The sequence below is a fragment of the Gordonibacter sp. 28C genome (genome assembly GCF_003339845.1).
Lineage (GTDB): Bacteria > Actinomycetota > Coriobacteriia > Coriobacteriales > Eggerthellaceae > Gordonibacter.
Genome location: NZ_PPTR01000004.1, coordinates 1 through 12,752 on the forward strand (window position 1 = coordinate 1; position 12,752 = coordinate 12,752).

The window sequence follows — 12,752 nt, forward strand, 5'->3', positions numbered from 1 at the left end:
CAATAGGCCCTATCCCAGGGCTGGCGGTAGCATGCCCTGCTTCTCTAGGAAAGCGTGAAAAGATGAGTTGACAAAACTATAGAAACACCCCCCCCCCCCGTGAAGCGATCTCAGCCGGTTTTGCCGGTCGAAAGCGGAGATCAGGAGACCCTCGACACGCTCGCCCGTCGACCCGATCCACTGAGCAGGCATTCCCTAACAAGCACGAAATTCTCGCTTGCGCGCGCCCGATGGGCTTCACAGGGGATTTTTGTGACTCCCCAGGTCGATTTCGCGCACGAAGCCCACCCATACCTGCGGTTGCGGCGTAGAACCCGCACGCGTTTCGCCTCCGAGGGCAAAAGGGCTGGAGCCCGCAACGGGTTCCAGCCCTCTCTCAACAGGGACTTTTGACGCAGCCCCTTCGAAAACCCGCACCCATCCCAAACGGGATTCGAGTCCGCTAACCCTCGTAGCTGACGCGGGCCCCCTGCGGGGTGTCCTCGATCACGAAGCCCAGGGCGCCGAGGCCGTCGCGCACGGCGTCGGCACGGGCCCAGTCCTTGGCGGCGCGGGCTTCGGTGCGGGCAGCCAGCAGGGCGTCCACAGCCTCGGACGCGCTCGCCCCGTCGTAGCCGGCCACCTCGGCGGCCAGCGCCACGACCTCGGGCGGGTACCCTTCGCCCTCGCCCTCCGCAGCCGCTTCGCCGGCGACCACGTCGACGCCGAACACGCCCAGCAAGTCCACCACCAAGTCGCGCGCGTCGCGCACGGGCGGCACGTCGGACAGGGAAAGCGTCTTGCCCGCCGTCTGGGCGTTCACGTCGGCGATGAAGTCGAACACCGCACCGAGCGCCTTGCACGTGTTGAAGTCGTCGTCCATGGCCAGGATGAACGCCATCTTGGCCTCGCGCGTGCGGTCCATGAACGCACGCAGATCGAGCGGCGAGGGGATGTCCTGGGCGTTCTCCAGCAGCCAGTCCAGGTTCTTCACGGCGTTCTTGATGCGTCCGAGCGCGGCGCCCGCCTCGGCCAGGCGGTCCTCGGAGAAATCGAGCGGGCTGCGGTAGTGCGTCTGCAGCATGAGGAAGCGCAGCACGGCCGGATCGGTGGTCTTCAGCACGTCGCGCAGCAGCTTGAAGTTGCCCAGCGACTTGCTCATCTTCTCGGAATTGATCTGCAGCATGCCCCCGTGCATCCAGTAGTTCGCGAACGTGCAGCCGCAGGCGGCCTCGCTCTGGGCGCGCTCGTTCTCATGGTGCGGGAACACCAGATCGCCGCCGCCGCCGTGGATGTCGAACGGCAGGCCCAGGTACTTGCGCGACATGGCCGAGCACTCGATGTGCCAGCCGGGACGTCCCTGGCCCCAGGGCGATTCCCACGCCGGCTCGCCGGGCTTGGCGGCCTTCCACAGCGCGAAGTCGAGCGGGTCGCGCTTGCGGTCCTCGATGCCCTTGCCGTCGGCGCGCAGCTCGCGATGCCCGCACTCCATCTCGTCGATGTTGCGGCCCGAGAGCTCGCCGTACGCGGGAAACGAGCGCACGCTGAAGTACACGTCGCCGTCCACCTCGTAGGCGTGCCCGCCGTCGACGAGCTCCTGGATGAGCTCGATCATGGAAGGTATTTCCTCCGTGGCCTTCGGGCGGATGTCGGGGTCGAGCACCCCGGCCGCATGCATGTCTTCGATGAACGCCTCGGTGTACTCGGCGGCCACCTCGGCCGCGCTGCGGCCCTCTTCGTTCGCCTTGCCGATGATCTTGTCGTCCACGTCGGTGACGTTCTGCACGAACGTCACGTCGAAGCCGCGCCACATGAGGTAGCGGCGGATGACGTCGAACGAGATGAACGTGCGCGCGTTGCCGATGTGGATGTAGTTGTACACGGTGGGGCCGCACACGTACATGCCCACCTTGCCGCGTTCCTTCGTCTCGAAGTCGACCTTGCTGCGCGTCTTGGTGTTGTAGAGCCTTATCATGGCGTCCTCGAATCCTGCTTAGCCCTTGCGCCGCGCTCGCGCGACGATGCGTTTCGACCGTAGATTGTAGCACATGAGCGCCGACCCTTCGGCCCTCTCGGGCCGGGTCGGTGCTACTTGCCTCGGCACAGCAGGCACACGGCCGTGGCGGAGATGCCCTCCTCGCGGCCCTCGAACCCCAGGTGCTCGGTGGTGGTGGCCTTCACGCCCACGTTGTCCGCGGAAACGCCCATGGCGGCGGCCAGGTTCGCGCGCATGGCGTCGCGGTGCGGCGAGAGCTTGGGGGCCTGTGCGGCGATGACGGAATCGACGTCGAGGATGCGGTAGCCCTCCTCGCGCACCTTGGCCGCCACGGCGGCCAGCAGCTTGAGCGAGTCGGCGCCTTCGTAGGCGGGGTCGGTGTCGGGGAAAAGCTTGCCGATGTCGCCGCCGCGGATGGCGCCGAGCAGCGCGTCGGACACGGCGTGCGCCAGCACGTCGGCGTCGGAATGGCCCAGCAGGCCGCGCGCATGGGGAATGTCCACCCCGCCCAGGATGAGCTTGCGCCCCTCGGCGAACGCGTGCACGTCATAGCCCTGCCCGATGCGCAGGCCGGCGGGATCGAACGAGCCGCTCACTGCTCGAGGTCCTTCAGGTAGATGGCACGCACGGCGGCGGCCAGCATGAGGTAGTCCTCGGGCACGGTGAGCTTGATGTTGTCGCGCTTGCCCTCGACCACGAGCACGCGACCGCCCAGCCGCTCGATGAGCGACGAGTCGTCCGTGCCCACGAAGCCGTCCGAGAGCGCCGAGGCGTGCGCGCGACGGTAGATGCCGGCACGGAACACCTGCGGCGTTTGGGCGTTCCAGAACACGCGGCGGTCGGGGGTGCCCACGATCACGCCGTTCTCCACCACCTTGAGCGTGTCCACGGCCGGATGGGCCACCACGGCGCCGTCGCAGTCGATGTTGCCCTTGAGCGTGGCGATGGCGTGGCCGATGAGCTCGGGCGAGATGAGCGGCCGGGCGCCGTCGTGCAGGATGACGTAGTCGTACTCGTCCGGCACGAACTCGAGCCCCGAGAACGCCGACTCCTGCCGGCTGGGGCCCGAAGGCGCAACCACGACGGGCGTGACGAATGGGAACGGATCGATGGCCTTCTTGAGGTACTCGTCGCAGCGTTCGTCGGGGCACACGATGACGATGAGGCCGATGTCGCCCACCGCGTCGAACGCCTCGGCCGACCACGTGAGGATGGGCTTGCCGGCTATCTCCACCAGCTGCTTGCCGCCCTCCTTGCCGAAGCGCTCCCCCGTGCCTCCCGCCAAGATGATGGCCGCCGTCCGGGGGTTCTTGTCGACCTCGCCCTTCAGTCCGTGCAAAGACTGCGCCAGCGTGTCGATGTCGAGGGCGTCCTCCGCGAGCTCCGGTGCCCGCAGCACCGCCGATGAGAACACCGGGTCTATTGTCTGTGTCATCAAGATCCCTCTTCCCGCCTTTTGTCGCTCTTCCATTGCCGCGCGCCCCTCGGAAGCCTCCGAAGGGCCCTAGTCCCGCTCGTCCGGCTGGCGGACGCTGATCTCCTGCGCCTTCAACGACACGCGGGAGTGGGGCGGCACCGACGAGGTGACGAACGCCGAACCCGCGATGACCGACCCGGCCCCGATCACCGTTTCCCCGCCCAGAACCGAGGCGTTGGAGTAGATGGTCACGTCGTCCTCGATGGTGGGATGGCGCTTCACCCCGGCAAGCCGCTGCCCGCCGCGCGTGGACAGGGCGCCCAGCGTGACGCCCTGGTACAGCTTCACGTGGTCGCCGATGACGGTGGTCTCGCCGATGACCACGCCCGTACCGTGATCGATGAAGAAGTACTCGCCGATCTGGGCGCCGGCGCCGATGTCGATGCCCGTGCCGCTGTGCGCCAGCTCGGTCATGATGCGCGGGATGATGGGCACGTTCTGCTCGTAGAGCACGTGCGCGATGCGGTACACGTAGATGGCGTACAGGCCGGGGTACGAGAAGATGACCTCCTCCTTCGACCCGGCCGCCGGATCGCCGTCGTACAGAGCCTGCACGTCGGTGAGCAGCACCCGCTGTATGCTGGGAAGCTCGTCGAAGAACACCGTGCACACTTCCGAGGCGCGCTCGCAGATGTGCTCGGGCGTGGTGCCGCCGCACAGGTGGCGCGCCGGATCGGCCTCCGCGGCTTCGCGATCGTCGGAGGTGTACGTCATGGCGAGGACGATCTGCTCGCGCAGCACCCGCTCGATCTGGATGAGCGTCTCGCCGATGAAGTACTCCGGGCTGGTGGACGGCGTCAGCATCTCCTCGCCGAAGTAACCCGGGAACAGCACCCGGCGCAAGTCTTTGATCACGCTCTTCACGGCCGAGCGGCTGGGAAACCGCCGTCCGGGCTTCGTGAAGAATATCTCGTCGGCCTCGTAGTTCTTCTCGATGCTTTTCACGATGCGATCGAGGTTGTCTCCGAACATGGAACCTCCTGGAATCGGTTGTCCGCTGCGCCTCCCGCAGCGCGCCCCGCCCTCGCGCGCCGGCACGGCTGCCCTTCGGTCGGCTTGCGACGTGCCCAGTATACGACAAATGTGAGCTCAGGGCATAAGAAACCCCTGCTCCTCGGGCTTCGGTTCCCAACCCAAGGAGCAGGGGCGATCAAAGAGGCGAAGCTAGTCGGACGCGCCGCCCGACATGGAGCCGCCGCTGCTCACGCCGGCATGGCCCAAGTCGTAGTTCGTCAGCAGCAGTTCGGCGTCCCGTGCTATGCTGTCGCGTTTCCGAGGCTCCGGGATAGCCCCCGAACCCTGGGTGAACACCAGCTCGCCGTCCACCGCGTCCACGTCGATGATGGAGCCGCTGGCCCACTTGCCCTCGAGGATCTCCTCGGACAGCGGGTCCTCCAGCAAACGCTGGATGGCGCGACGCAACGGGCGCGCGCCGAACGTGGCGTCGGTGCCCTCCTTCGCCACGAGCTTGCACGCAGCGTCGGTCAGGTTGATGGACATGTTCTGCGCGATCAGACGCTCGCGCAAATCGGCCACCATGAGCTTCACGATCTCGGCGATCTGCTCGTCGTTCAGGCTCTTGAACACGATGATCTCGTCGATGCGGTTCAGGAACTCGGGCCTGAACAGCTTCTTCATCTCGGACATGACGCGGCTCTTGATCTCCTTGTCGGAGAGGCCCGCGTGCTCCTCAGTGGAGAAGCCCAGCGTGGTGGGTTGCGCGATCTCGCGCGCTCCCACGTTCGACGTCATGATGATGACCGTGTTGCGGAAGTCGACCGTGCGGCCCTGCGCGTCCGTCAAGCGGCCCTCCTCCAGGATCTGGAGCAGGATGTTGAACACGTCGGGGTGCGCCTTCTCGATCTCGTCGAACAGCACGACCGAGTAGGGGCGCTGGCGCACGGCCTTCGTCAGCTGGCCGCCCTCGTCGAAGCCCACGTAGCCCGGGGGCGAGCCCACGAGGCGCGACACACTGTGCTTCTCCATGTACTCCGACATATCGAACGAAAGCAGCGCGTCCTCGGAGTTGAACAGGAACTCGGCCAGCGCCTTCGACAGCTCCGTCTTGCCCACGCCCGAGGGGCCCAGGAAGATGAACGAGCCGGCGGGGCGCTTCGGGTCCTTGAGCCCCGAACGCGAGCGGCGGATGGCCTTCGACAGCGCCGTGACGGCCTCTTCCTGGCCGATCACGCGCTCGTGCAGCACGCTTTCCATGCGCAGCAGCTTCTCGGTCTCGGCCTCGGTGAGGTTGCTCACGGGCACGCCCGTGGTCATGGACACCACGTCGGCGATGTCCTCCACCGTGACCTGCTGGATGGTCTTCTGGGCGTTCTCCTCCCAGTCCTTCTCGGCCTGCTGCCGCTTCTCCTTGAGCTTGGCCTCCTCGTCGCGCAGCTGGGCGGCGCGCTCGAAGTCCTGCGCCGCGATGGCGCTGTCCTTCTCGCCGCGGAGCTTGCGCAGCTCCTCGTCCAGCTCGCGCAACTCCTTCGGCAACGTCATGTTGCGGATGCGCATGCGGGCGCCGGCCTCGTCGAGCACGTCGATGGCCTTGTCGGGCAGGTAGCGGTCCTGGATGTAGCGATCGGCCAGCGTCACGGCCGCCTGCAGCGCCTCGTCGGTGAAGTGCACCTGGTGGTGCGCCTCGTAGCGGTCGCGCAGGCCCTCCATGATGCGCAGCGCCTGCTCCTCGTTCGGCTCGCCCACGGTGATGGGCTGGAAGCGACGCTCGAGCGCGGAGTCCTTCTCCAGGTGCTTGCGGTACTCGTCGATGGTGGTGGCGCCGATGACCTGGATCTCGCCGCGGGACAGCGGCGGCTTCAGGATGGCGGCGGCGTCGATGGAGCCCTCGGCCGAGCCCGCGCCGATGAGCGTGTGCATCTCGTCGATGAACAGGATGATGTCGCCCGCGTCCATGACCTCCTTGATGCACTTCTTCAAGCGCTCCTCGAACTCGCCGCGGTACTTCGAGCCCGCCACGAGCGCGGACACGTCGAGCGTGAACAGACGCTTGTCGCGCAGGATGTCCGGCACCTGGTTCGACACGATGAGCTGCGCCAGGCCTTCGGCCACGGCCGTCTTGCCCACGCCGGGCTCGCCGATGAGCAGCGGGTTGTTCTTCTGGCGGCGGGAGAGCACCTGCATGACGCGCTCGATCTCGCCCGCGCGGCCGATGACCGGGTCGAGCTTGCCGTCGCGCGCCTTCTTCGTGAGGTCGGTGCCGAACTCCTTCAGCACGCTGTCCGACGCGTTGCCCTGGGGGTCGAACGCGTTGCGGCCGGCGTACACGGGGCTCTGGCCCACCAGGTCGTTCAGCGCGCTGCGCACGTCGTCGCCGGACACGCCCAGGCGCGTGAGCACCTCGAGCGCCGTGCCGTCGCCCTCGCGCACGATGCCCAGCAGCAAATGCTCGGTGGATATGTAGGATTGGCCCATCTGCATGGCCTCGCGCAGGGAGTTCTCCAGCACGCGCTTGACGCGCGGGGTGAAGGACAGGTGCCCGGACACGTCGGTGTCCTCGTCGATGGCCACCACTTGGCGGATGGCCTGCACGACTCCGTCGTACTTCACGTTCAGGCGGTCGAGGGCCTGGGCCGCCAGGCCGTCCTTCTCTTGTATAAGGCCGAGCAGGATATGCTCGGTGCCCACGTAGGGCTGATGAAGCGAGCGGGCTTCGTCCTGTGCCAGGACGAGCACCTTGCGCGCCTTGTCGGTGAACTTCTCAAATGACATGCTAGCCTCTATTCTCGCAGAGTCTATCGTATGGTTCCGTGCCATTTTAGCACTCCTCTTATGAGAGTGCCAATACAGCATATAGCCGCGTACACGTCCGCTCCACAAGCGCAGGCGGTCATGACCAATCCATCCTATCACGACCCTCGCCGACACGCCCCCGTGCCCCCGGATGCCTCCAAAAGTGCTCACTTTTGACGAGTGTTTGAAACGTGCGCGAAAAAAACCGCCCGAGCGACGTTGCGCCCGGGCGGCGGAGAATGCGCCGTCGAGATAGTCTTTGTGCTGCCCGCCCAGAAATCGATCGCCGAGTAGAAGCCTGCGGGCTACCAAGCTGCGATTTTGCAGGTTGACAGCCCATGGCCGCTCAGCGTTGGCACCTGCCCGTTCTGCGCATCGCCGCAAAAGCCGCGAGGGCACCGAGCGCGGAAAACTCGATCAGGAAGATCGGAAGACCGGGCTGTGCCCTATCACCCGTTTTAGCGAGCGCGGACGCGTCCGAAGCGGATGCGTCGGAGTTGGCGGGCCCATCGGGGCCCTCGGGAGCAACGGGAACCGTTGGCTCTTCGGGCACCGTCGGCTCTTCGATGGTCACGGGGTCGGAGTACGCCTTGATGGAGAAGTTGTCGTATTCGACTTTGCCCTCGCTGCTGGCCTCGATCGATCGGACGACGTCGGACCAATCCTCCCATTCGTAATCGTCGTTCGCACCGCGGCGCGCGCCCGCATAGCTTTCGCCGGGATTGACGATGCCCACCGAATAGCTGGCAGCTCCCGCCACGGACGGAGAGAAGGCCGGCGAGGGATTGTTCAGGGAGTTCCCCATGCCTGCTTGCATATAGGAGCTGCCGCCCTCGCCTCCCGCTCGCTGCGTGACCACGACGGAATACGGCTGGCCCTCCTCCATGACGAAGTCGTCATCGTCCACGCCGAACTCCCTGAGCTCTATGCGGTGATACCCGCCGTATTCGAACGTCGCAGTTTCGGGAACGTCCAAAACGGGCGTGCCGTCGACGGGACTTTCAAACCCCTCGTTCAAGCGGTAGACCTGCACCTCAACCGTCGTGCCGGGAGTGCCGGTTGCAACGCCCACCGCGCGAAGCATCTGATCGGAAGATGCCGTGAACACGTTCGCCATGGCAACGTCGTCGACGCCTATCTCCGAAGCGAACATGTCGTTGTATCCGGAGGTGGTCATGAAGTCGTGCTGGTCGATGATGATGGATTCTATCTCCGCTTCGCTCGCCGTTATGTCGAAATCGAACGTTTCCACCATGCAGATGCTTTTGTCGCAGTAGGACAGATAGAAGTAACCGCTGCCGTCGATGCCCCAATCTCCCCAGTTGGGCGAGTCCTCCTCGGCCGACCCCCAACTGTTCTTCACAATCCATGCGCCGTCAACACTGGGGATGCGGTTGGAGGCGTCGGCTATTGCCCGCCCTTGTTCGTTTAGCTCCTTCGTCACGTCTCCGTCTACGAAGTACTGCGCGTCAAGCTCGCCCTCGTCGGTGGTAAGGCCGGGCTCGAACAAGTACCTGCTGTAAGCGTTGTCCCAGCCCACGATGCTGACCAAGTGGGTGATGCCGGTATTCTCGTCGCAGGTGTAGTGGGCCCAAGAGGCTGGATTGATGTAGGTGGAGGGGCCCGCCTGCCCCGGCACCGACATGTCGGCGTAGATGGCCGCCGTCGTCGCGCGCCCTGCCGTCAGCTCGCCTTTGATGGCTTCGACGCCTTCCGGGTTCGCGTTGGCGGAGTCGGGCAGAACGAAGGTGTTCTCGAGTTCGAAGGTGTACGCGTAGCGGTCTTCGTCGTCGAGCGACCAGTCGTCTTGGGGGCTGTAGCACCACTTGTCCGACCCCATGGGCTGCTTGATTTCCCCTTTGCCCTTGTAGGGCGCGTACTCTTCAAGAAGGGGGCCGGTTCCGCTGGCTAAAACCGACGTCGCCAAGGCGGCGGAGCCGCCCGCGTCCAAACGGTAGCTGCCGATGGCGTCGTCGATGCTCTCCCCCGTCGTGGTCGAAACCCAATGGCGCCCCTCGCCTCTTTGCGCGGGATAGAACTCGTCGTCGTCGGGCAGCGCGGTGACGGCGAACCAACCCACCTGAAGCTCCGACAAATCCAGATTCTCCGCAGTGTAGTAGCCGGACTCCGCTATGATGCTCGATTCCGCCGCGTTCGCCGTACCGAAGCTCCAGCAGGTGCTCCAAGGGTTTTGCAGCTTAACCGGCGTTACGAGGCTTTCGCCGAAGCCGTTGCTGTCTCCGTCCCGCAAATCGAACTTCTCCGGGAAAGCCCCTCCGTTTGCAAACGGCATGATGCCCGATGAGAACACGCTCTTATCGAACAGAGCCGACATGTTGCCGCTCGCCTGGTCCACGCGCTGCAAGGCCGCGCTGTCCTTTGCGGCGAACCGTTCGACCACGCGGTCGAACGCGGAGGCTTCGGCGGCGAGTGCGGGTGCGGGGCAGAGCCCCGCGCAAAGCGCAACCGAAACCGCAACGCCCAACAACCTGTTTCTCATGCTGATCTTCTCCTTCACAAATCGGCGAAAAAGCCGCAAAGGCCTTGTGCAACTCACCATCCATCGAAGGTTAAAACAGCATATGCAACAAATGGACAACAAAAATTATCGGTATAGGCGACCGACCGCGGGCCGCGCAGCAGCTTGCGGGGCGGCGGCCCCGTTCGAATTCGTTTGCCCCTCGACGCCCTAGTACAGTTTGGCGCCGGCGGGAATGCGGTCGTCCACCATCAGGAGGTTGAGGCGCTCCTCGGGCTCGCCGTTCTCGCCCTCCTCCTCGTGGATGGCCGAAAGCAGCATGCCGCACGAGTCGACGCCCATCATCTTGCGCGGCGGCAGGTTCGTGATGGCGATGAGCGTGTGGCCCACCAGGTCCTCCGGCTCGTAGTAGGCGTGGATGCCGGACAGGATGACGCGGTCGGCGCCCGTGCCGTCGTCGAGCGTGAACTGCAGAAGCTTCTTGCTCTTGGGAACGGCGACGCACTCCTTCACCTTCACGGCGCGGAAGTCCGACTTGCTGAAGGTGTCGAAGTCCACCTCGTCCTCGAACAGCGGCTCGACGACCACCTTCGAGAAGTCGATGGGTGCGGCCACCGAAGCGGGAGCCGCCTCGGCTGCGACCGGCGAAGCGGTGCGCGGGCGCCCGCCAGCCGGAGCCTCGTCCCTCATGTGGGGAAACAGCAGCACGTCGCGGATGGACGGGGCGTCGGTGAGCAGCATGACCAAGCGGTCGATGCCGATGCCGCAGCCGCCCGCCGGCGGCATGCCGTACTCCAGCGCGCGCACGTAATCGTCGTCGTAGCCCATGGCCTCGTCGTCGCCAAGGTCCTTCGCCTCAACCTGCGCGCGGAAGCGCTCGGCCTGGTCGACCGGGTCGTTCAGCTCGCCGAAGGCGTTGGCGTACTCGTGGCCGCAGATGAACAGCTCGAAGCGCTCGGTGAGGTTCGGGTCGCCCGCCTTCTTCTTGGCCAGCGGCGACACCTCGATCGGGTGCTCGGTGACGAACGTGGGCTGGATGAGCTTCTCCTCGGCCACGGCCTCGAAGATCTCGGCGATGAGCTTGCCCTTGCCCCATGCGTCCTCGGCATGGCCACCGTTGCGCTCGAGGATTTCGACGAGCTCGTCGCGCGTGCGCTGAAAGCTGACGTCCTCGCCGGCTCCTTCGCTGGCCAGCTCGATCATGGTGGCGCGGCGCCACGTGCCTCCCAGATCCACCTGTTCGCCCTGGTACTCCACCTGCGTCGTGCCGCAGGAGGCGAGCGCGGCCGCCTGGATGACGCCCTGCGTGAGCTCCATCATGCCCTCGAGGTCGCTGAACGCCTGGTAGAATTCCATCGTGGTGAACTCGGGGTTGTGGTACGGGTCCATGCCCTCGTTGCGGAACTGGCGCCCGATCTCGAACACCTTCTCGAAGCCGCCCACCAGCAGGCGCTTGAGGTGCAGCTCGGTGGCGATGCGCAGGTAGAAGTCCTTGTCCAGCGCGTTGTGGTGCGTGACGAAGGGACGCGCGTTCGCGCCGCCGAGGATGGGATGCAGGATGGGCGTCTCCACCTCGTAGTAGCCGTGATCCTCCATGTAGCGGCGGATGGCGGAGATCACCTTGAAGCGCTTCTCGAACGTGTCGCGCACCTCGCGGTTCATGACGAGGTCGACGTAGCGCTGACGGTAGCGCGTCTCCTTGTCGGCCAGGCCGTGGAACTTCTCGGGCAGGGGGCGCAGCGACTTGCTGAGCAGCTCGAAGGAGGCCACGGACACGGACAGCTGTCCGCGCTTCGTGCGCATCATGGTGCCCTCGACGCCGATCCAGTCGCCCACATCGAGGTCCTTGAGCTCGGCAAACGCCTCTTCGCCCAGCGCGTTGATGCGGCAGAACAGCTGGATGTCGCCCGTGGAGTCGCGCAGCTCGAGGAAGGCCAGCTTGCCCTGGTCGCGCTTGGCCATGACACGGCCCGCAACCTTCACCTCGTCCTCGGTGGACGCGCCGTCCTCGAGGTGGGCGTATTGCTCGGCCAGGTCGGCCAGATGATGCGAGTAGCGATAAGCATGCCCGTACGGGTCCTTGCCCGCCGCCAGCAGCGCCTCGCGCTTTGCCAGGCGCACCGCGATGGGGTCGTCTTCGACGACCTGCGCCTCGGGGTTCGCGTCAGGGTTGGTGTTCGTGGTGTCGCTCATGTATGTGCCCCTCAATCTCGTACAGCCCGCATATTCGGGTTCGCCCGTCAGGGCCGAACCCTTCGCGCCTTGCGCGAAAATGACCGCGCAGGTTGGCGTAGTAAATCAGCGAGGGCCTCTGTGGTGCCCCGCCTTGGCGTGATGGCGAAAGCGAAGCGTACCTTGGGTACGTGAGCCTTCGTCAGCGCGCCAAGGCGGGGTGCCACAGAGGCCCGCAGCGTCGGCAGGTTTCGCTGGCCGGCAGGCCGGCGGAACCCTAATGTTCGATTTTGACGATGGTCATGGAGATGTCGCGGCCGGTCGGCCCCGTGGTCTCCACCTTGTCGCCCTTCTTGTGGCCCAGCAGCGCCGAACCGACGGGCGACTCGTTGCTGATCTTGCCCGCCGCCGCGTCGCTCTCTGCGCCGCCGACGATGGTGAACACGCGCTCTTTGCCGCCCATGTCGACCGTCACCGTAGAGCCGATGTTCACCTTGCTCGAGCGCTTCGGGGTGTTCACGACGGTGGCTTCGGAGAGGATGCGGCTGATCTCGGCGATGCGCGCCTCCATCATGCCCTGCTCGTTCTTCGCGTCGTCGTACTCGGAGTTCTCCGAGATGTCGCCGAACTCGCGCGCGACCTTGATGCGCTCGCCGATCTCGGCGCGCTTCTCCGTCTCGAGGTAGTGCAGTTCCTCCTCGAGCTTTTCCTTGCCCTCCTGCGTGAGGATGAAGTTGTCGTTCGCCATGGTTGTCTCACCTGTCCGATTACATACAGCAGGCACGCTCGGTTTCCAAGCGTGCGGTTTTCATAGGTTGGATCGTGGGTTGCTCCCGACGAGGCGTCGGGCGATATACAAAAAAGCGGTATGCGCCCGGCCGAACCGTGGGCACATACCG

The 12,752-nt window shown here is 65.4% G+C and carries 8 protein-coding genes; all 8 read right to left on the reverse strand.

From position 1 onward, the window contains the following. Nucleotides 1-442 precede the first annotated feature (442 nt). Nucleotides 443-1,954, reverse strand: a complete 1,512-nt coding sequence (gene cysS, locus C1878_RS05975; RefSeq protein WP_114600789.1) for a cysteine--tRNA ligase — start codon at nt 1,952-1,954, stop codon at nt 443-445. A gap of 113 nt (nt 1,955-2,067) precedes the next feature. Continuing rightward, nucleotides 2,068-2,571, reverse strand: a complete 504-nt coding sequence (gene ispF, locus C1878_RS05980) for a 2-C-methyl-D-erythritol 2,4-cyclodiphosphate synthase (RefSeq protein WP_114600790.1) — start codon at nt 2,569-2,571, stop codon at nt 2,068-2,070. After that, nucleotides 2,568-3,410, reverse strand: a complete 843-nt coding sequence (ispD, locus tag C1878_RS05985; RefSeq protein WP_114600791.1) for a 2-C-methyl-D-erythritol 4-phosphate cytidylyltransferase — start codon at nt 3,408-3,410, stop codon at nt 2,568-2,570. The genes ispF and ispD overlap by 4 nt, the downstream gene beginning before the upstream one ends. Nucleotides 3,411-3,479: 69 nt before the next feature. After that, nucleotides 3,480-4,424, reverse strand: coding sequence for a serine O-acetyltransferase (locus C1878_RS05990; RefSeq protein ID WP_114600792.1), 945 nt, complete (start codon nt 4,422-4,424; stop codon nt 3,480-3,482). Nucleotides 4,425-4,616: 192 nt separating this feature from the next. Then, on the reverse strand, nt 4,617-7,181 hold the full coding sequence (locus C1878_RS05995) for an ATP-dependent Clp protease ATP-binding subunit (protein WP_114600793.1): 2,565 nt from the start codon (nt 7,179-7,181) through the stop codon (nt 4,617-4,619). A 367-nt stretch (nt 7,182-7,548) separates the two neighbouring features. Beyond that, nucleotides 7,549-9,702 carry a lectin like domain-containing protein gene (locus C1878_RS06000; protein WP_114600794.1) on the reverse strand — a complete coding sequence of 718 codons (2,154 nt, stop codon included), beginning with the start codon at nt 9,700-9,702 and terminating at the stop codon, nt 7,549-7,551. A gap of 189 nt (nt 9,703-9,891) precedes the next feature. After that, the gene (gene lysS, locus C1878_RS06005; protein WP_114600795.1) at nt 9,892-11,874 is read right to left on the reverse strand and encodes a lysine--tRNA ligase; all 1,983 of its coding nucleotides are present in this window, start codon (nt 11,872-11,874) and stop codon (nt 9,892-9,894) included. A gap of 256 nt (nt 11,875-12,130) precedes the next feature. Beyond that, nucleotides 12,131-12,601: a transcription elongation factor GreA gene (gene greA, locus C1878_RS06010; protein WP_114600796.1), complete on the reverse strand. Its 471-nt coding sequence runs from the start codon at nt 12,599-12,601 to the stop codon at nt 12,131-12,133. Nucleotides 12,602-12,752 lie beyond the last annotated feature (151 nt).